Below are 21,304 nucleotides of genomic sequence, written 5' to 3'. Positions count from 1 at the left end.
TTTTATTGTTTTTTTTCTACTTTTATGACCTATAAAAAAATGTGTAAATGAATATTCAAGACATTCATAATTTGTTTTTACAATGTAAATCAGTTTCAATTGATACGCGAAAAATTGAAAAAGATTCTATGTTTTTTGCTATAAAAGGCGAAAATTTTGACGCAAATACTTTTGCTGCTTCAGCATTAGAATTAGGTGCTCTATTTGTTGTTATTGATAATGCATCTTATGTTATAGATGAGCGAACTATTCTTGTCGAGAATAGTTTAGAAACATTACAGGAATTGGCAAAGTTTCATCGTGCTTATCTAAAATTGCCAATAGTAGCCTTGACTGGAAGTAATGGAAAAACAACCACTAAGGAGCTTATAAATGTGGTTTTGTCTAAAAAGTACAAAACGAAAGCTACAGTTGGAAATTTAAATAATCATATTGGAGTTCCGTTAACTTTGCTGTCTTTTACAAAAGAAACAGAAATTGGAATTGTTGAAATGGGTGCGAATCACAAAAAGGAAATTGAGTTTTTGTGCCAAATCGCACAACCTGATTTTGGTTATATTACCAATTTTGGAAAAGCACATTTAGAAGGTTTTGGAGGTGTTCAAGGTGTAATTGAAGGTAAAAGCGAGATGTACCAATATCTTGCTAAAAACGATAAATTGGTTTTTGTAAATCTAGAAGACCCAATTCAGATTGAGAGGTCTAGAGGAATTAAAACCTTTACTTTTGGTGTCAATAATGACGCTGCTGATATTAAAATAAAAGGTATTAAAGCAAATCCGTTTGTAGCAATCGAATATGACAATTTTAATGTAGAATCTCATTTAATTGGACTTTACAATGCTAATAATATCAATGCAGCAGTGGCAATGGGATATTATTTTAAAGTTGATGAAAATGACATAAAACAAGCTATTGAGCATTATATACCTGAGAATAATAGGTCTCAGTTGTTGAAAAAAGGAAGCAACCAGATTATTTTGGATGCTTATAATGCAAATCCTAGTAGTATGGCCGTTGCAATTACTAATTTCTTGCAATTAGAAGGTAAGAATAAAGTAATGATTTTAGGCGACATGTTTGAGCTTGGTGAAGAAAGTGAGCAAGAACACAAAATACTTGTTGACTCATTATCCAATCAAAAAGAATCTGTTTGTTACCTGATTGGGAAATCATTTTATGAGAATAAAGTCTCGGATGAAAATCTTCATTTTTACGAAACTTTTGATGCTTTTTCAGCTCACCTTAAAACAATTCATTTTAACGAAAGTACGATTTTAATAAAAGGCTCAAGAGGGATGGCGCTGGAACGATCGTTAGATTATATAGTATAAAAAAAACAAAGCCATCAGCCACAACTAATGGCTTTGTTTTTTTTGCTTAAATGCTCATTAAGAAACCAATTAAATTCTCTTTTTTATTTAGTCCGAGTTTTTTTCTTAGACGATATCTGGCCAGTTCAACTCCTCCAGTAGAGATGTTCATGATCTCTGCAATTTCTTTAGTCGACATATTCATTAATAAATAAGTTGCCAAATCGAGCTCTCGTGGAGAAATAGTTGGGTATTTTTCTTTTAATCGTTTCAAGAATTCAAAATGCACGTTTTTAATATGCTTTTCTAAATCCTTCCAACTTTTGTCTGTGTTTACTTCTTTTACGATACTTTTATTTAATTTACTCACTTGAAATTTTGTTGAATCATCCAGTGCTTCAACATCAATTTCTTTTAGTTTATGTATAATTCCATTTAAGATTTTATTCTTTTTTACTACTTGCAAAGAATTGTTTACGAGTTCTTTGTCTTTTGCTAAGATTTTTATTTGAAGCTTGTCATTTTTTAGTTTTTCAATTTCTTTTTCAAGATCATATTGTTCTTGTCTTATTTTTGATTCTTTTTCAAGATAAAGCCTTCTTTGTTCAATAGTCTCATAATATTTATTCTTTCTAATCTTCATTTTAATCTGATTCGAAATGATATAAATACTTATTACAATAAGTACAAAGTAAATCATAAGGGCTAGAAAATGTCTGTACCAAGGTGGCGAAACGGTAAACGAAAGTACAGATGGTTCAGATTGAATTCCGTAACTATTTCTAACCTTTACTTTCATGGTATAATCGCCTTCACGTAAATTAGTATATTCTTTAATTGATATAGTCGACCAATTACTCCATTTATCATCAAAAGGCTCTAGTTGATAAGAAAACTGAACGTTTTCGAGATTTTCATAAGTAGGCGAAGAAAAGGTAAATCGAACATGATTTGAAGAATACGGAATTCGAATGCTTTCAGATTTAGTTTGATTATTTCCTAAAATTATAGTGTCGCCCGGGAACGAAAAACTGCGAATGAAAGCCTTTGGTTTTGTTACAAAATTATTAAGCAGTTCTGAATCGTAATGCGCCAAACCATCTGTAAGTCCAATAAATATATTTTTAGAGTCGATTGTGTTTACAGATAGATAATTGCTAACCAAATTACCGGTAAGGTTCGAAAACGGTGCAACAATATTCTTGTAATGATTGTTTTGCTTCATTAAAACCCCTATAGACTCATCAAATGCATACCATAAATTAGATTGTGAATCTTGACTTAAGGCATTTATAGTTGGGATGTTTTTAAATAAATTGGATATCTTTTTGTCTTCGTAAAACAAATCCTGCTCTTTAGAAAACTTATAAAAATGATTGTTAGTTTGAAAATATATTTTTCCGTCAATTTTCTGAATACTTCCAATGTTCCTATAATTTGACGATAATTGATTTATTTTTTTGATAGTCGAGAAATTTGTCAAATCATCACTAAGTTGCATTCTATAAATAGATTCATCTTTTTTAAGCCAAAAATAAGATTCATCAAGTTCGAAACTATTCGACGATTTGTCGAAACCATTTATTTGATTTTTAAAAGTTAAACCATTTGGTGTTTTTTGAAAAATGGCAAATCCATCATAATTAGAGCCAATGTAAAAGCCCGGATGACTTGGAATTTTCTTAAGCCCAAAATATCCCTTAGAATCAATTATACGAGTAACTCGTCCGCCTTTTATAACTAATGCGCCTCGGTTATTAGAACAAATAAGTTCATTGTCAATAACCTGAACATTCCAGGATTGTGCCGTAGTGCCTTCTACGAGTTTGAAAACGTCTTCTTTAAAATTACTATTCCACGCATGATAAAATACTCCCTGATTGGTCGCTACATATAGATTTCCTTCATAAATAACAGAGGCGTAGACCGTACTAATGTCGTAGCTAAAGCCAAAATAAGTAAAAGGAGAACTCTCGTTTATGTAAGCGATACCATTGTCAAGTCCAAGCCACAGATTGTTTTTATTGTCTATGAACGAAGATAAAACCGTGTTGTTTTGTAAACCCTTTTTTCGGTTAACATGCTGAATTATTTTTCCATTAAAATCACAGATAATAATACCATCTAAAACTGAATTTAAAACAATTGAGTTTTTGTTTATAATAGATCCTCCGAGAGAATTGTTTTTTTTGACAAAAGCATTGGCCTCCGTGTCCCAAGGTTTTAAATTATTGTCTTCATAAATAAATAAGCCTTTTTCTAAAGTTATAATTAAAGTTTTGTCCTTAGTTAAAGTGTACATTCCCCATATTTCGGTATTGTTTAAGCTCGTCGTGTTTGGTAAACTGTATAATTTGCCATCTCGATACTCTAAGATGCCTTTTTCTACATCTTGAAAGTAAAGCCTATTGTTTACTACAAATGAAAATTGAAATCGTTTAGGGGCTTTGAGTATAGTAAGTTTTCCGTCTTTAAATAAATATGCTCTTGCAAAAGACTGAAAAATGATTTGATTATTTAAGGAATGAATTTTCCAGATAAAATCAATGATTTTGATTTTTTTACTATCTACTCTTTTTGCTAGAGAAGTATATTTTAATTTTCCTTTAGAATCAGGTTGAAAATATCCAAATTCATTATATCCTCCAACGTAAATTTTACCTGAATCATCAATTTTTAAGCATCGAACAGAAGTTAAATTAGGTAAAGGATACTTTCGCCAGGACGAGCCATCAAATTGCAAAAGGCCATTGTTGTTTGCAAAATATAGGTTTCCGTTTTTGTCTTGTCCTATATTCCAGTTCTGCGTACCTCCCTTGTATTCGTTTCGCTTGTAATTTCTTACATCAGGAACACCGATGTTTTTAACTTGTCCAAAAAATGGTATTATGAATAATATAAAAAAAGTAATAATAAAATATGATTTTATCAATTTCATGATTTTTTCGATTTATTTCAGGTTTTTGGATTTAGTTTATTGATTTTCAGGTATTTATTTTGTGAATGATCGTGCTATTTCGATGTAGTAGCGTCTTTTTTTAATAAAAATAAGCATTCTAATACAATGTAGTGTTTATTTTTATAATTAACATTTTAATAACATCTAAAAAAAATATTTTAAATTATTGATTAATAGGTTTTTATAAAATAAATGATGTGTTTTTGTAATGTAATAAAATTTACTTTGATGTGTTTTTGTAATGAATTTTAATTATCAATAGTAGAAAATTAACATTACTATTGCATTGAATTACTAATTAATTAACCAAAATTTTTAGAAAAATGAAATTAAGAAAATTACTTATTTTTTGCATTTCATCTTTATTATTCTCGGTTGTAGCTGTGGCTCAGGATGTCACAGTAAACGGAATTGTAAATGATGAAAGTGGAATGCCAGTTCCAGGTGCATCTATTGTACTAAAAGGTACAACTAAATCAACGGCATCAGATTTTGATGGAAAATTCCAAATTCAAGTGCCTTCAAATGGTATTTTGACGGTTACTTTTATTGGATACACAACAGTTACAGAAGCTGTAAACGGAAGAACAAAAATTACAATTCAATTAAAACCTGAATCACAATCATTGAGTGAAGTTGTGGTAGTAGGATATGGAACTCAAAAGAAAGCGGTTGTTACAGGAGCAATCTCTAGTGTAAAAGCAGCTGATCTTGAAAAAGTGCCAAACGGACGTGTAGAGCAAGCACTTCAAGGTAGAGTTGCCGGTGTAACAATTGCATCAAGTTCAGGTCAGCCTGGAGCAGCATCTACTATTCGTATTCGTGGTATAACTACTTTTGGAGACGGAGGTAATAATCCGCTTTGGGTAATTGACGGTAACGTTGTCGATGCTGGAGGAATTGGTTTCTTAAACCAATCAGATATTGAGTCTATTGAGGTTCTTAAAGATGCTGCATCTGCTGCAATTTATGGAACTCGTGCTGCAACTGGAGTAATTTTAGTGACAACTAAAAAAGGGAAATCTGGAAAAATAACAGTGAATTACACTGGTTTTTCAGGAGTTTCTTCTCCGGCAAAAAAGTTAGATTTATTAAATTCAACACAATACGCTACAATAATGAATGAAAAAGCCGTAGCAGATGGTGGAACAATTAGATATCCAAATCCTAATTCTTTAGGAGCAGGAACAAATTGGCAAGATGCCATTTTTAATAATCAGGCTTACAGATATTCTCACGAATTAAGTATTAGTGGCGGAGGAGAGTTCTCTACTTTTTATGCTTCTTTTGGTATTCAGGATCAACAAGGTATTGTAACAAGTGATATCTCTAATTATACTAAAAAGAGTTTTCGTTTAAACTCTACGCACAAAATATCTAAGTATTTTACTTTTGGACAAACTTTTGGTTTTGCAAGAGAGAAAACGTTGGATATTGGAAATAAAAATAGCGAATTTGGTGGACCTTTAAGTTCTGCAATCAACCTTGATCCAACTACACCTTTAGTAGTTACAGATCCTGCGGTTGCAAATGCTTCTCCATATTCTACAAATCCTGTGATGCGTGACGCAAATGGAAACCCTTACGGAATTTCTAGTGTTGTAGGTCAGGAAATGACAAACCCTCTAGCATATGTTCAAACAAGATTAGGAAGATACAATTGGGCTGATAATTTTGTTGGGAATGCTTATCTGGAAGCAAACATTACTGATCATTTAAAAATTAGAACTACTCTAGGAGGTAAAATTTCGTACTGGGGAGAACAAGGATTTACGCCAGTAAGTTTCTTAAGTTCAAACGTAAGTACATTAAAAAATAGTTACTATCAAATAAATAGACACTCATTTAACTGGAACGTAGAAAACGTTCTTACTTATAGTAATAAATTTGGCGATCATAACATTAATGTGTTAGTAGGACAAGGATCTTATGTTGAAAACATTGGTGGAGAAACCACAAATACAATGTTTGGTTTACCAATTTCTAGCTATAAAGACGCATCGTTTGATTTTGATATTCCGCAATCAGATAGAACAAGTGCTACTGACGATTACATTCAACATAAAGTTACGTCATTATTTAGCCGTTTAAATTACGATTACAAAGAGAAATATCTTGTAACAGGAGTAATTCGTCGTGATGGATCAACTCGTTTTGGAGGAAACAATAAATTTGGAGTTTTCCCTTCATTCTCTTTAGGATGGGTACTTTCAAAAGAAGGTTTTTGGAAAGAAAACAGTGTAGTTAATACTATAAAATTCCGTGGAGGTTATGGAGTTGTAGGTAATGATAACCTTACTGATTTTAGATACCTTTCTTTAGTATCTGGAGGGTATAATTATTCTTTTGGAAACACAGGATCTATTACAACAGGTTATGCTAATGTAACGCTTGATAATCCTGATTTGAAATGGGAACAAACTTCTCAAACAAGTATCGGATTTGATGCAAGACTTTTCAATGATTTTAATCTTACTATCGATTATTACAAAAAAAGAACAACAGGTATCTTGAGACCAGTAGTTATTCCAGGATTTGTTGGAGTTGCTGAGCAACCATGGGCAAACGTTGCTAATATGGACAACAGCGGTTTAGAATTTGAACTTGGATACAAGAAACAATTAGGTGAGTTTAATTTAGGAATTAACGGAAACGTTGCTTACTTAAAAAACGAAATCACTTATGTAGGACCAGATAACGATTATATTATTGGAGATGCTACATTTCAATCTATGGGACCAGTTACAAGAACTCAGGTTGGACATTCTTACAATGAATTCTTTGGTTACAAAACCGCTGGAATCTTTCAAAATCAAGCAGAAATCGATGCTTACAAAAATGCAGCAGGAGGCATGATTCAACCAACTGCTAAACCTGGAGATTTCCGTTGGGTAGATAATAATGGCGATGGTTCGATCTCTGATGATGACAAACAATATTTAGGAAGCAGTATTCCAAAATATACTTTTGGTTTAACAGTAAATTTAAACTATAAAAATCTTGATTTTATGGCTTTTGCTCAAGGAGCGGCCGGAAGCAAAATTTTTCAGGGATTACGCAGATTAGATATCTTAAATGCTAACTATCAAACAGAAGTTTTAAATCGTTGGACGGGAGAAGGAACTTCAAATGATTATCCTAGACTTGGTAACAATGACGGAAATGGAAACTTTAGTAAAATGTCTGATTTTTATCTTGAAAGCGGAGATTATGTACGTCTAAAAATTGTTCAGGTAGGATATACACTTCCGCTTAATTTATCGTCTAAAATTGGTGCAGATAAGATTCGTTTCTATGTTACAGGAGAGAACTTATTCACTTTTACAAAATACACTGGATATGATCCTGAAATTGGAGGTCAAGTATTTGGTGTAGATAAAGGTATCTATCCACAAGCAAAATCTTTCATGCTTGGAGCTAACTTACAATTTTAATACATAAAGAATCATGAAAAATATAAAACTTAAATATATATACATTGCAATTGCAATGGCTGCATTAGGAGGATCTTGCTCTGAGGATTTCGTAACGATTGAACCAAAAGGATCTTTTCTTTCGACAAATTATTATAAAAATGAGCAACAAGCAACCGCTGCACTTGTAGGAGTTTATGATCCTATTAGAAAAAATACCGGTGGTTTTGAAAACATGGTAGCCATGTTAAATGCTGGTTCAGACGATTTTTATGCTGGAGGTGGTGGAGCATCAGATGGTGCAGGAATTCAAAATTTCTCGACACACTCACTTACTTCAGTAATAATTCCGGGTAGTTACTGGAACGATCATTACCAAGGAGTTTACAGAGCAAATGTTTTATTAGCAAATATGGCAAACGTAGATATGTCTGATGCATTAAAAGTTAGATTTACTGCTGAGTCTAAAGCTTTACGCGGACTATATTATTTTAACTTAGTTAGAATGTTTAAAAACATTCCGTTAATTCTACAGCCATTAACAACAGCTTCAATTGCAACTGTAGAACAAGCAACTCCGGAAGCGATATACGGTCAAATTGAAAAAGATTTATTAGAAGCAATTCCAGGTTTACCAGCAAGCGTTGATGTTGCAACAGAGTCTGGACGTTTAACAAAAGTTGCTGCTCAAGCATTGTTAGGTAAAGTTTATTTATTTGAAGGGAAAAAAACGGAGGCAGCTGCAATACTTGCTCAGGTAAATGGAACTCCGGGACAACCAAATCAATACGGAAACAAACTGTTACCGAACTACAGTGATTTATGGGTTACAACTAATAAGTTCAATGCTGAATCATTAATCGAAGTATCTCATACAAGTGCAGGTAACTCTGATTGGGGATTCTGGGGAACAGGAAGAGACGAAGGAAACTCATTAAACGTTATGGTTGGACCTAGAGGTTATACCAGACCGGCAAATTCTTCTGCGCCAGACCTTCCTTCAGGATGGAGTTTTAGTATTCCTACTCAAAAATTATATGATGCAATCAAAGCAGATCCAAGATTTGGAGCTACAATTTTTGATCTGAAAGCTTTAAAAGCAGCAGGTACTGCAAGCTATATTCCAGGTTATCAGGACACAGGATATTTCTTGAACAAATACCTTCCAAGACAATCAGATGTTCGTACTGGTGGTGGAGCTGCAGAGTTAAACTACAGACAAAATTCATACATCATTAGACTTGCCGATACTTATTTAATGGAAGCCGAAGCATTAGGTTCAGGGCCAAGAGCACAAGCTTTATTAGATGCAGTTAGAAACAGAGTTGGTTTAACACCAGTTCCTGTAACATTGGCGGCGATTAAAAATGAGAGAAGAATGGAGCTTGCAGGTGAAGGTCATAGATTTTTTGACTTAGTAAGATGGGGTGATGCAGCAGCAGCATTAGCTGATAGAGGATTTAACGCTGGTACTGACGAGATTTTCCCAATACCATTTGTAGAATTAAAAGGAACAAAATTGAAACAAAATCCTAATTACGAATAGCCATTTACGAACCAAAAAAATAAAAATAATGAACCTAAATATAAATATAAAAAGAGGAGTTTTCTTAATGCTGGCATTAGCATTAGGAACATTAACAAGTTGCGACGACGAAGTTGGCAATGGCAATGGTTTAACAGCTACTAGTGTCGATCCTTCATTTACCATCACTCCGGTTGCAGGAGAAGTCAATACATATATATTAACGGCGCAAGCTAAGGGCGTTATTGCCTCTAAATGGGATATTGGATACGGTCCGTATATGGGAAAAATGGTTGAAAAAATTGTACTGCCAGATGCCGGTAAATATACCGTAACACATACCGCTATTGCAGCTGGAGGTTTTACACAGCAAGTTTCGCAAGATATAGTAGTAGCACAATCTGATCCAAGTAAACCAAATCTAGTAAAAGGAGGTTTCTTTAATGATGCAACAGATGTTGCAAAATGGACCATACTAAAACTTAGCGCAACAGGAGCTGCTTTTTGGGATTTTAAACCAGGAAGCGCAACACTTCGTTCTCCGGGAGGATGGGCGCAAGAAGGTATTTATCAGGCAATTGATGTCGTAAAAGATAAAGAATACACAATCGATATGCTTGTTTCATCAGCAAGTGGTTCAGATGAAACATGGTTTGAAGTTTACGCAGGTAAATCAGTTCCTGAACTTGGTGTAGAGTACAAAGACAACAAAGTAATGGGTTTAAGTACTTGGGATGGCTGTGCTAAGAGCGGTTTTTTGGGTAGATTATCGATCGTAGGATGTGTAAAAAACGATGCAACAGCGTCAGTTTCCAATGTAGTAAATTTGATATAACAGGTAAAATTTATTTACTTATTCGTTGTGGAGGAAACACATTTACCAAAGACGGAATTACAGTAGGAAGAATCGAAATGCGAGCAAAATAAGTTTAAGTTAAGTTTAAGTTTGGTTGTAAATAGCCCATAATCACTATGAGTATGGGCTATTTTTAAATCCTTTAGGCGAGCAAAAAGTGTTTTTATAGAAGAAGAGATTCATTAAAAACGTCAAATTAGAATTTAAAATAATAAAGAAAGAATGAGAAAAAATAGTTTTAAGATTCTCTTTTTTTTGTTTTCGTTAACGGCTTTTGCCCAGCAACCCAAAGCAAAAAAAGAATTTACGACCAATGGAAAAAAAGTAAAGGTTTATACAACAGCCGAGAATTCGAATTTAAGAATAACAGCTACAGACGATTTAACTTTTTCGGCTGCAAAACAACCTTTAGAGATCGAAACCTCCGTTTTTGTTGAACCATCAAAAAAGTTTCAAACCTTCATGGGAATTGGAGGAGCGATTACTGATGCGAGTGCCGAAATATTTGCTACACTTTCAAAAGAAAAACAAACAGAATTTTTAAATGCCTACTATGATAAACAAAAAGGAATAGGCTATTCATTGCTAAGAACCACGATACAAAGTTCTGATTTTAGCAGTGCAAGCTATTCTTACATCGAAGAAGGAGACAAAGATTTAAAAACGTTTTCTATAGATCACGACAAGCAATATCGTATACCATTAATTAAGCAGGCGATACAAACTGCGGGTGGAAAATTAACCACATATGTAGCACCTTGGTCACCAAATGCATTCATGAAAAGCAATAAAAATGTACTGAAAGGCGGAACATTATTGCCGGAATATTACCAGACTTGGGCCAATTTTTATGTCAAATTTATAAAAGCTTACGAAAAAGAAGGAATTCCAATTTGGGGAACATCAACACAAAACGAACCAATGGCAGTTCAAACTTGGGAATCGTGTATTTATACCGCCGAAGCTGAAAGAGATTTTATCAAAAATTTTCTTGGGCCAACTTTAAAAAAAGAAAAACTAAACAACATAAAAATTATCGCTTGGGACCATAATCGTGATTTAATGAATTATCGAGCAAATGTAATTTATTCTGATCCCGAAGCTTCAAAATATGTTTGGGGAATGGGTTTTCATTGGTACGAAAACTGGTCAGGAGGTTCATCAATGTTTGAAAATGTTGCAAAAGTAAATGAAGCATATCCAAACAAAGGATTGTTGTTTACAGAAGGTTGTGTAGAGAAATTTGATGCCAAAAAATATCAATTCTGGGGCAACGGCGAAAGATATGGTATTTCGATGATTAATGATTTTAACAACGGAACAGCCGGATGGACAGACTGGAATATTCTTTTAGATCAAAACGGAGGACCAAACCACGTTGGTAATTTTTGCTTTGCACCAATTCATGCCGATACAACTACAGGAGAACTGATTTACACACCGTCTTATTATTATATTGGACATTTTTCAAAATTCATTCATTTGAATGCCGTAAGAGTGAGTTCAGCCGTGAGCAGAAGCGGTTTATTAAGCACTTCATTTTTAAACACAGATGGAACAATGGCAACAATAGTTATGAACCAAACCGATAAAGAAGTTACTTATAATTTGATTATAGCAGCCGAAAAAACAATAGTTAAAATTCCTGCACACGCAATACAAACACTTGTTTATTAGTAAGCTGTAGTAAATGCGAGGGTTAATTTGAATCATCCACTTTAGCCCTCATTACTTTAAATTAAAATAAAAGTCATCAATAGAATTTAATAGTACCAAAACCAGTACTGCAATTAAATTATTACTCATCAAAAAATGACGAGAATTCCTCGATTAAATCAAACTCAAAAGTTCAACATCAAAACACAAAAATCAACAATTTTTATAATTGTAGATTTAGAAAACACACACTATACAAACCACTGTAAACTAGTTGCCCTACTAACTAAAAAATATAAAAATGAAACTAAATTTTAAAAACACTATAAAAGTATTATTTCTTGCAATAGCCGTTTTTGCTCAGGCAAAATGTTCTTCGTCTAGCGATACCGTAGATCCGCCACCTGTTGTACCGCCAGTTGTAGTGCCTCCCGTAGTGGTAACCAATGATGTCGATTTTTGGTTGACAAAAGGGAATCAGAGCGTTTTATTAGCAAAACAAACAGGAACGTTAGGCTTTGGTACAACTACAAATACATACACAAATATCGAAGTAAATGCTTCTCAAAAATACCAAACTGTAGATGGTTTTGGATATACATTAACCGGCGGAAGCGCAGATGTAATTAATCAATTAAATGCATCAAAAAAGAGTGCGCTTTTACAGGAATTATTTGGCACAGGCGAAAATTCAATAGGAATAAGTTATCTCAGAATCAGTATTGGAGCATCAGATCTAAATGCCGCACCTTTTACTTATAATGATCTTGCAACAGGAGATACAGATTTGACTTTAGCAAAATTTAGTTTAGATAAAGATAGAGCCGGAGTAATTGCGTTGCTAAAAGAAATTCTAGCCATAAACCCAAAGATTCTAATTCTGGCAACACCTTGGTCAGCGCCACTTTGGATGAAAGATAAAGACAGTTTTATTGGCGGAAGACTGCAAACTCAATATTATGATGTTTATGCAAAATATTTTGTAAAATACATTCAGCAAATGAAAGCCGAAGGAATTACAATCGATGCCATTACACCTCAAAACGAACCTTTGCACGACGGAAACAACCCGAGTATGTATATGTCAGCTTTAGAACAAACCAACTTTATAAAAAATAATTTAGGCCCGGTATTTAAAGCGGCAGGAATTACCACAAAAATTATAGCCTACGATCATAATTGCGATAATCCAAACTATCCGAAAGCAATTCTGGCAGATGCAGATGCATTTCCTTACGTAGATGGCTCAGCGTTTCATTTATACGCAGGAGATATCAGCGCGCTTTCTAATGTTTACAATTCTTATCCAACCAAAAATGTTTATTTCACGGAACAATGGACCTCATCGGCAGGTGAATTTGCGGGAGATTTAAAATGGCACGTTCGAAATGTAATTATTGGTTCAATGCGTAATTATAGTAAAAATGCACTAGAGTGGAATTTAGCCAACAACGGAGCTTTCGAACCTCACACAGCAGGCGGTTGCAATATGTGCAAAGGCGCGCTAACCGTAACAACAAGCGATACTTTTCAGCGCAATGTTGCGTACTACATTATTGCACATGCATCAAAATTTGTTCCGGCTGGTTCCATAAGAATTGATAGTAACTCAAGCGGAAATCTACAAAATGTTGCTTTCATCACACCATCTGGTTCAAAAGTATTAATTGTTGAAAATGATGGAACGGCAAACGAAATCTTCAATATCAAATTCAATGGTAAATGGGTTACAACATCATTAGATGGAGGCTCAGTGGCAACTTATACTTGGAAATAATCCTATAAATTAAAAACAGATTTTCAGATGAAAAAAGCATTTATAGCATTACAACTTTTGCTTTCGATTACGTCTTTTGGGCAAGGTTTTTTACATAGAGACGGACAAAAAATTGTTGACGGAAACGGGAAAAACATACTACTAAGAGGACTTGGTCTTGGCGGATGGATGGTACAGGAAGGATATATGATACAAACCCAACCTTTTGCAAGTCCGCAATATGTTATCAAACAAAAAATTCAGGAAGTTATTGGCGAACAAGGAACAAAAGAATTTTACGCAGCATACAAAGCAAACGGAATCACCAAGCGCGATGTCGATTCGCTTGCGGCTTGGGGTTTCAATTCGATTCGTTTACCAATGCATTACAATTTATATACACCATCGATTCAAGAAGAAAAAAATGGCGAAATTACCTGGATAGAAGAAGGATTCACCATGACAGATAATTTGCTAAAATGGTGTGCGGAGAATAAAATCTATCTTATTTTAGATTTGCATGCAGCGCCGGGCGGACAAGGAAACGATGCCGCAATATCAGATTACGACACCACAAAACCATCACTTTGGGAGAGCGAAGCCAATCAGAAAAAAATGATTGCTTTATGGAAAAAGCTAGCCACTCGTTACAGGGATAATCCTTGGATTGGAGCTTACGATATTATCAACGAACCAAACTGGAATTTTACAGGAACCAATAAAAATGGTTGCGACGAAAATTCAAACGGACCTTTAAGAGATTTAATGGTTCGTGTTACAAAAGCCATTCGCGAAGTAGATACCAACCATTTAATTTTTATAGAAGGAAATTGCTGGGGAAATAATTACAACGGAATTTTTCCTTTATGGGATGATAATATGGCGTTGAGTTTTCATAAATATTGGAACTACAATACCAAAGAATCGATTCAGAAAATGTTAGATTATAGAACCCAATATAATGTTCCGATTTGGTTAGGCGAAAGCGGAGAAAACTCTAATGTTTGGTTCAAAGATGTACTACGATTAATGGAAACCAATAATATTGGATGGGCTTTTTGGCCAATGAAAAAAATCGAAAATATTGCAGGCGTAGCTTCCGTAACCAAAATACCGGAATATGATGTTTTGTTGAATTATTGGAAAGATGGCGGACAAAAACCATCCGTTGAATTTGCCAAGAAAACATTAATGAAAATGGCAGATAATTATAAAATGGAAAACGTAACCGTAAAACCAGATGTAATAGATGCCATGTTCAGACAAGTACAAACAGACGACACTAAACCCTATAAGACAAACGCAATTCCAGGAAAAATCGCCGCAACTCATTATGATCTTGGTACGAACGGATACGCTTATTCTGATACAGATTTTGTGAACTATAGAGTTGAAACAGGAAATTTTGAAGAGTGGAATAAAGGAAATACCATGCGAAATGATGGAGTTGATATTTTGCCATGCAAAGATGCAGGATCAAACGGTTATCAGGTTTCCTTTATCGAAGATGGAGAATGGCTACAATTTACAACCCAAGTTGCAAAACAAAATACATACAAAGTGGCAATTCGATATTCAAGTGAAAAATCAGAAGGAAAGCTTTACTTAGAAACAGAAAACGGTAAAAAGTCAGCAACCATTACACTTCCAGTAACTGGCGGAAATGACAAATGGAAAACAGTTGTTTTAACGGGAATGGAATTGAATAAAGGAATCAATAAAATCAAAGTAGTTTTTGAAAAAGGAGGCTTCAATTTGAATTATTTAGACTTTTCAGAAGCAAAAAAAGATTCTTCAAAAAAATAATAAAACCAACACAAATTAGCGACGATGAAAATAAATAATCTCTTAGAAAAAATAGGTGTTTTTGCATTTGTCTTATTGTTTGCATTTCAGTCCTGCAGCAGCGGAAGCGACTCTGGCGAAGGAACACCAGTAAATCCACCACCTTCAAATTTATCTGTTCAGATAGAGGTAACAGGAAAAACAGCCGACAAACCTGAGGGTGACGGAAGCGGAAAAATTCATTTAACCATTACAGCATCCAATGCAACTTCGTATAAAGTTCTGCTAGACGGTCAGTTAAAAGAATTAACAACAGGCGATTTAACCTATATATTTACAGCTTCGGGTACAAAAACATATCCTATAATTGTTTCCGCCTATAATGCCGCAGGTCAATTTGTAAGTTCTACCACCTCAATAACTATTAATGTATCCAGAAAACTGCTTTGGTCAGACGAATTTGATGCTGATGGAGCACCAAATACCTCCAAATGGGGTTATAATACGGGAACAGGCGACGGTTGGGGAAATAACGAATTAGAATATTACACCACAAGACCAGAAAATGTAATTATTTCAAACGGAACTCTAAAAATCAAAGCCATAAAAGAAGAGTATATGGGAAGCCATTATACCTCAACAAGAATGCTTACAAAAGGTAAATTTTCGTTTAAATACGGTCGAGCCGAAGTTCGTGCCAAACTGCCAGTTGGAGGCGGAACGTGGCCGGCATTCTGGATGTTAGGCGATAATATTGATACAGTAGGTTGGCCATTATGTGGCGAAGTAGATATTTTAGAATCAGTAGGAAATAATCCAAACGTAAACCATTCGTCATTACATTCTCCGGGACGCTCTGGAAATACACCAGATACAGCCATAACAACAGTACCAAATTCAGCCACAGAATTTCATGTTTACGCTGCCGATTGGACAGCCGAAAGTATTAAGTTTTATGTAGACGATAAATTGTTTTACACCTATGCAAATAGCAGTACAACACCTTTTAATCAAAACTTTTTTCTGATTCTCAATTTGGCAATGGGAGGAAACTTTGGAGGAACAGTCGATCCTAATTTTACCAGCGCAATATTCGAAGTAGATTATGTAAGAGTATACAATTAACATAACTTTTAAATTAATTTGTTCCAGTAAAGTCTCTGAAATAGTAGCTTTACAGGAATAAAATTTTTTAACATGAAAAAGATAAATACAATTGTTTTAGTGCTAATGCTACTTTTAGTTAGCGGTTCATTTTACGGTCAAAATTTAAAAATCATGACCTACAATATTCGTTTAGATGTTGCATCTGACGGAGAAAATGCGTGGCCAAACCGAAAAGACTATTTTACATCTCAAATTCAATTTTATAGCCCGGATATATTTGGAGTTCAGGAAGCAACACCAAATCAAGTTACAGATATTGCATCAGCTTTCCCGGATTATAATAGATACGGAGTAGGAAGAGAAGAAGGAGGAACTGGAGAAGCTTGTACTATTTATTATAAAAAAGATCGTTTCCAAGTGCTACAATCCAATACATTTTGGCTATCAGAAACACCAAATGTAGTTTCCAGAGGTTGGGATGCAGCTTGTAACAGAGTTTGCACCTATGCGCTTTTTAAAGATTTAAAAACAAAAAAAACATTTTGGGTATTTAATCTTCATTTAGATCATATGGGTGAAGTTGCCCGAGTAAAAGGAGTTCAGCTTGTTCTTTCAAAAATCAAAGAACTAAACACTAAAAATTATCCAGCTTTTTTAATGGGCGATTTTAACTCAGAACCCAAGACAAAACAAATTGCCGAAATCAAAAAAGTAATGGATGACACCAGAGATGTTTCAAAAGAAAAGCCATTTGGACCTTCAGGAACTTTCAATGATTTTAAGCACAATGAACCTGTAACATTATTACTAGACTATATTTTTATTTCAAAAAATAGTGGACTAACAATTCAAAAACACGCGGTTTTAAGCGATTCCAAAGATTTAAAATATCCGTCAGATCACTTGCCCGTTCTAATAGAAATACATTAAATATGAAAAACATCAACAAAAAACTCCAAATTTTACTTTTGCTGCCACTTATTGCAGTGCAAATAAAATGTGGAACTTCAAAAAATGCTGTTGCCAATTCAGGAAAAGCAGAATCCTGGATAACAACAACAGATGAAACATCAAAACTTAAAAAGCAAAATGACTTGGTTTTTAGTATCGAAACCAATTCAAATCAAACCATTTTAGTAGACGCTTCTCAAAAATTTCAAACCATCGAAGGTTTTGGATTTTCGCTAACAGGAGGAAGCGCTCAGGCAATTCTTAAACTAGATAAAGCAAAAAGAGAAGCACTGCTTCAGGAATTGTTCTCCATAAAAGAAAATGCAATTGGTTTGAGTTATTTGCGAATAAGTATTGGTGCATCAGATTTGAATGAAACAGTTTTTTCGTATGATGATATGCCAGAAGGCCAAACAGATTTAAAACTGGAACACTTTAATCTTGGACCAGATTTAAAAGATGTCGTACCCGTTTTAAAAGAAATTTTAGCCATAAATCCAAATATTAAAATAATGGGTTCACCGTGGTCTCCGCCCGTTTGGATGAAAGACAACGGAAGCTCAAAAGGCGGAAGTTTACAACCCAAATACTATGCTGTTTATGCAGATTATTTTGTAAAATATATTCAGGCAATGAAATCGCACGGAATCGTAATTGATGCGATAACGCCTCAAAACGAACCCTTGCATCCCGGAAATAATCCGAGTTTATTAATGCTTGCAGAACAACAAGCAGAATTTATTAAAAACAATTTAGGACCCGCTTTCGTGAAAGCAAAAATCAAAACCAAAATTGTAGTTTACGATCACAACTGTAACAAACCCGAATATCCACTAACAATTTTAAACGATCCAAAAGCATTGCCATTTGTAGCAGGTTCAGCGTTTCATTTATACGAAGGCGACATCAGCGCTTTATCTAAAGTACACGACGCATATCCAAAAAAAGATTTGTATTTTACAGAACAATATACAGGATCAGGAAGCAGTTTTGAAAGCGATTTAAAATGGAGTGTAAAGAATGTTGTAATAGGTTCAATGCGCAACTGGAGTGTAAACGCACTTTCGTGGGGATTAGCAAATGACGAATTTTACAAACCGTTTACACCTGGCGGATGTTCAACATGTAAAGGCGCATTGATGATCGATCAAAATCAAAATATTAAAAGAGAAGTAGGCTATTATATAATTGGTCACGCATCTAAATTTGTTCCCGAAGGATCTGTTAGAATTGGCAGTAATATTAGTAATAATTTATACAATGTGGCGTTTAGAACACCGTTAGGACAAATCGTTTTAATTGTTGAAAACGACGGAAGTACACCGGAAACATTCAATATAAAATACAATCAAAAACAAATTTCAACTACCTTAAATGCAGGTTCAGTCGCAACTTACGTTTGGTAATCAAAATTAAATACATGAAGAAAATAACCACATTAACCTTGTTGATGGTCTCGCTTTTTGCGGCTGCACAACAAGAAACAATCGATCAAAAAGTAAATGCTTTATTGAAAAAAATGACCCTTGAAGAAAAAATAGGTCAGCTTAATCAATACAGTAATGATAATTCCATAACTGGACCAATAACAATTAACCCAAATAAACAAGCCGAAATTAAAAATGGGTTAGTAGGTTCAATGCTAAATGTAACAGGCGCAGAATCGACAAAAAATTATCAGAAATTAGCAATGCAATCACGTCTTAAAATACCAATGTTATTTGGTCAGGACGTTATACACGGATACAAAACCACGTTTCCAATTCCGCTGGCAGAAGCTGCAAGTTGGGATTTAGCAGCAATTGAATTGGCAGCAAGAGTTGCCGCTACAGAAGCATCGGCAAGTGGAATACACTGGACATTTGCACCAATGGTCGATATTGGTCGTGACCCACGTTGGGGAAGAGTTATGGAAGGAGCAGGAGAAGATACCTACTTGGGTTCTAAAATTGCTTATGCAAGAGTAAAAGGTTTTCAAGGAAATAAGTTAGGCGATTTAAACTCCGTTATGGCTTGCGTAAAGCATTTTGCAGCATATGGAGCAGCAGTTGGCGGAAGAGATTATAACTCTGTAGATATGAGCGAAAGAATGTTGTGGGAAACCTATTTGCCGCCTTTTAAAGCTGCTTTAGATGCAGGCGCAGCAACTTTTATGAACTCTTTTAATGATTTAAACGGAATTCCTGCCACAGCAAATGCACACTTGCAACGTGATATTTTAAAAGGAAAATGGAATTTTCAAGGATTTGTAGTTTCAGACTGGGGTTCGATTGGAGAAATGGTAGCACACGGATATTCTAAAGATCTAAAATCCGCTGCACTTGCTGCAATTACAGCCGGAAGCGATATGGATATGGAAAGTATCGCCTACAAGAATCATTTGGCCGAATTGGTTAAAGAAAGTAAAGTTTCTATTGATTTAGTAGATGATGCAGTGGAACGTATTTTACGCAAGAAGTTTGAATTAGGATTATTTGAAGATCCTTACAAATATTCAGATCAAAAAAGAGCAGATAAAGCTTTGAATGATCCGGAAAATAGAAAAGCCGCTCTTGATATGGCTCAAAAAAGTATCGTGCTATTAAAAAACGAAAATCAGACATTACCACTTTCTAAAAACCTAAAAACAATCGCTTTTATTGGACCAATGGTAAAAGAATACAAAGAAAACATGGGATTTTGGTCTGTAGAATTGCCAAATGTCGATTATGATAAATGGATCGTTTCGCAATGGGATGGTTTGCAAAATAAAGTAGGTAAAAACACAAAACTACTTTACGCAAAAGGTTGCGAAGTTGAAGGAGATAACAAAGATGGTTTTGCAGAAGCAGTAGCAACAGCAAAACAAGCCGATGTGGTTATTTTGAGTATTGGAGAAAAACGCGACATGAGTGGCGAAGCAAAAAGCCGAAGCGATCTGCATTTACCTGGCGTTCAGGAAGATTTAGTTAAAGCAATTCAGGCAACAGGAAAACCAGTCGTAGTTTTAGTAAATGCAGGAAGACCACTTATTTTTAACTGGACAGCTGATAATGTTCCGGCAATCGTATACACTTGGTGGTTAGGTACAGAAGCAGGAACAGCAATTGCAAATGTTTTATTTGGAGATTATAACCCATCAGGAAAACTACCAATGACTTTTCCTAGAGAAATAGGGCAGATTCCTATTTATTACAATCATTTTAGTACAGGAAGACCAGCAAAAGATGAAGATTCAAAAAATTATGTATCCGCTTATATTGATTTGAAAAACTCGCCAAAATTCCCATTCGGATATGGTTTGAGTTATACAAAATTCAACTACTCTGATTTGAAACTGTCTTCAACAAAAATGAAAAGCAATGAAACGATCAAAGTTTCTTTTCAATTATCAAATGTTGGAAAAGTAGCGGGAGAAGAAGTAGTACAATTATATTTAAAAGATAAATTTGGATCTGTAGTTCGTCCGGTTTTAGAACTAAGAGATTTTCAAAAAATAAAATTAAACGCAGGAGAATCTAAAACAATCGAGTTTACAATCGACAAAGAGAAACTATCTTTCTATAATAATAAATTAGAATGGACAGCAGAACCAGGAGATTTTGAAGTTATGATTGGAGCTTCGTCTGCAGATATTAAACTAAAATCAGATTTTGAATTAGTGCAATAAATAGAATGTCAATTAAAATTGGCGCTATGAATTTTATAAAGGTTTTTGAATTATTTCAAAACGGTATTTATAAAATCCATAGCGCCAATTCCTTTATAAGAAGCAAATAATGCTTTGTCGAAAGCTTCGCGTTTTGCTTTTTTATCCTTCGCCTCAGTTTCAACAATCATCTCGTTGAAAATCTTCTCTTGCTCCTGACTGTATTTTATAGATTCTTCTAAAAGATACGTTTTAGAAACAAATCCGAAAGAAGTCCAGATTTTAGTTCTAATTCTTTGATTTATATTTTTTAATGGATTGGTATTCATATCTCTTGCATTAACTTTTTAGGTTT

The 21,304-nt window shown here is 34.3% G+C and carries 13 protein-coding genes; 11 read left to right on the top strand and 2 right to left on the bottom strand.

The annotated features are described in order from the left end of the window. Positions 1-47 precede the first annotated feature (47 nt). The gene (locus IW18_RS04835) at positions 48-1,334 is read left to right on the top strand and encodes a UDP-N-acetylmuramoyl-tripeptide--D-alanyl-D-alanine ligase (protein WP_041516457.1); all 1,287 of its coding nucleotides are present in this window, start codon (positions 48-50) and stop codon (positions 1,332-1,334) included. Between the two features lie 46 nt (positions 1,335-1,380). Here IW18_RS04835 and IW18_RS04830 read toward each other — a convergent pair whose 3' ends face one another. After that, positions 1,381-4,251: a triple tyrosine motif-containing protein gene (locus IW18_RS04830; protein ID WP_041516456.1), complete on the bottom strand. Its 2,871-nt coding sequence runs from the start codon at positions 4,249-4,251 to the stop codon at positions 1,381-1,383. A gap of 344 nt (positions 4,252-4,595) precedes the next feature. Here IW18_RS04830 and IW18_RS04825 point away from each other — a divergent pair, with 344 nt between their 5' ends. From IW18_RS04825 to IW18_RS04780, 10 genes are all read left to right on the top strand, one after another. After that, positions 4,596-7,706, top strand: coding sequence for a SusC/RagA family TonB-linked outer membrane protein (locus IW18_RS04825; RefSeq protein ID WP_041516455.1), 3,111 nt, complete (start codon positions 4,596-4,598; stop codon positions 7,704-7,706). A gap of 13 nt (positions 7,707-7,719) precedes the next feature. After that, on the top strand, positions 7,720-9,231 hold the full coding sequence (locus IW18_RS04820; RefSeq protein ID WP_041516454.1) for a RagB/SusD family nutrient uptake outer membrane protein: 1,512 nt from the start codon (positions 7,720-7,722) through the stop codon (positions 9,229-9,231). Positions 9,232-9,259: 28 nt separating this feature from the next. Then, on the top strand, positions 9,260-10,045 hold the full coding sequence (locus IW18_RS04815) for a hypothetical protein (RefSeq protein ID WP_041516453.1): 786 nt from the start codon (positions 9,260-9,262) through the stop codon (positions 10,043-10,045). Between the two features lie 243 nt (positions 10,046-10,288). After that, positions 10,289-11,743, top strand: a complete 1,455-nt coding sequence (locus IW18_RS04810) for a glycoside hydrolase family 30 protein (protein ID WP_041516451.1) — start codon at positions 10,289-10,291, stop codon at positions 11,741-11,743. Positions 11,744-12,023: 280 nt separating this feature from the next. Further along, complete coding sequence (locus IW18_RS04805) at positions 12,024-13,499, top strand: glycoside hydrolase family 30 protein (RefSeq protein WP_041516450.1); 1,476 nt, start codon at positions 12,024-12,026, stop codon at positions 13,497-13,499. A 27-nt stretch (positions 13,500-13,526) separates the two neighbouring features. After that, the gene (locus tag IW18_RS04800; RefSeq protein WP_041516449.1) at positions 13,527-15,284 is read left to right on the top strand and encodes a cellulase family glycosylhydrolase; all 1,758 of its coding nucleotides are present in this window, start codon (positions 13,527-13,529) and stop codon (positions 15,282-15,284) included. A 24-nt stretch (positions 15,285-15,308) separates the two neighbouring features. Further along, entirely contained in the window at positions 15,309-16,388 is a 1,080-nt protein-coding gene (locus tag IW18_RS04795; protein ID WP_041516448.1) for a glycoside hydrolase family 16 protein, read from the top strand. Between the two features lie 72 nt (positions 16,389-16,460). Continuing rightward, a complete protein-coding gene (locus IW18_RS04790) occupies positions 16,461-17,300 on the top strand; it encodes an endonuclease/exonuclease/phosphatase family protein (protein ID WP_041516447.1) in 840 nt (279 codons plus the stop codon). A gap of 2 nt (positions 17,301-17,302) precedes the next feature. Further along, positions 17,303-18,727 carry a glycoside hydrolase family 30 protein gene (locus IW18_RS04785; RefSeq protein ID WP_041516446.1) on the top strand — a complete coding sequence of 475 codons (1,425 nt, stop codon included), beginning with the start codon at positions 17,303-17,305 and terminating at the stop codon, positions 18,725-18,727. 14 nt (positions 18,728-18,741) lie between these two features. Next, positions 18,742-20,970 carry a glycoside hydrolase family 3 N-terminal domain-containing protein gene (locus IW18_RS04780; RefSeq protein WP_041516444.1) on the top strand — a complete coding sequence of 743 codons (2,229 nt, stop codon included), beginning with the start codon at positions 18,742-18,744 and terminating at the stop codon, positions 20,968-20,970. Between the two features lie 50 nt (positions 20,971-21,020). On the opposite strand, the gene IW18_RS04775 is transcribed toward IW18_RS04780, so the two are convergent. Beyond that, a complete protein-coding gene (locus IW18_RS04775; RefSeq protein WP_041516443.1) occupies positions 21,021-21,278 on the bottom strand; it encodes a hypothetical protein in 258 nt (85 codons plus the stop codon). Positions 21,279-21,304: the final 26 nt, after the last annotated feature.

Source organism: Flavobacterium hibernum (assembly GCF_000832125.1).
GTDB classification, from domain to species: domain Bacteria; phylum Bacteroidota; class Bacteroidia; order Flavobacteriales; family Flavobacteriaceae; genus Flavobacterium; species Flavobacterium hibernum.
The sequence above is the reverse complement of the archived record's forward strand: the minus strand, read 5'-3'. Positions and strand labels throughout refer to the sequence as shown.

Excerpts from the sequence above, each read along its gene's own strand:
- IW18_RS04810 (WP_041516451.1), top strand. The coding sequence starts at position 10,289 with ATGAGAAAAAATAGTTTTAAGATTCTCTTTTTTTTGTTTTCGTTAACG.
- IW18_RS04835 (WP_041516457.1), top strand. The coding sequence starts at position 48 with ATGAATATTCAAGACATTCATAATTTGTTTTTACAATGTAAATCAGTT.
- IW18_RS04790 (WP_041516447.1), top strand. The coding sequence starts at position 16,461 with ATGAAAAAGATAAATACAATTGTTTTAGTGCTAATGCTACTTTTAGTT.
- IW18_RS04775 (WP_041516443.1), bottom strand. The coding sequence starts at position 21,278 with ATGAATACCAATCCATTAAAAAATATAAATCAAAGAATTAGAACTAAA.
- IW18_RS04830 (WP_041516456.1), bottom strand. The coding sequence starts at position 4,251 with ATGAAATTGATAAAATCATATTTTATTATTACTTTTTTTATATTATTC.
- IW18_RS04820 (WP_041516454.1), top strand. The coding sequence starts at position 7,720 with ATGAAAAATATAAAACTTAAATATATATACATTGCAATTGCAATGGCT.
- IW18_RS04795 (WP_041516448.1), top strand. The coding sequence starts at position 15,309 with ATGAAAATAAATAATCTCTTAGAAAAAATAGGTGTTTTTGCATTTGTC.
- IW18_RS04805 (WP_041516450.1), top strand. The coding sequence starts at position 12,024 with ATGAAACTAAATTTTAAAAACACTATAAAAGTATTATTTCTTGCAATA.
- IW18_RS04800 (WP_041516449.1), top strand. The coding sequence starts at position 13,527 with ATGAAAAAAGCATTTATAGCATTACAACTTTTGCTTTCGATTACGTCT.
- IW18_RS04825 (WP_041516455.1), top strand. The coding sequence starts at position 4,596 with ATGAAATTAAGAAAATTACTTATTTTTTGCATTTCATCTTTATTATTC.
- IW18_RS04815 (WP_041516453.1), top strand. The coding sequence starts at position 9,260 with ATGAACCTAAATATAAATATAAAAAGAGGAGTTTTCTTAATGCTGGCA.
- IW18_RS04785 (WP_041516446.1), top strand. The coding sequence starts at position 17,303 with ATGAAAAACATCAACAAAAAACTCCAAATTTTACTTTTGCTGCCACTT.
- IW18_RS04780 (WP_041516444.1), top strand. The coding sequence starts at position 18,742 with ATGAAGAAAATAACCACATTAACCTTGTTGATGGTCTCGCTTTTTGCG.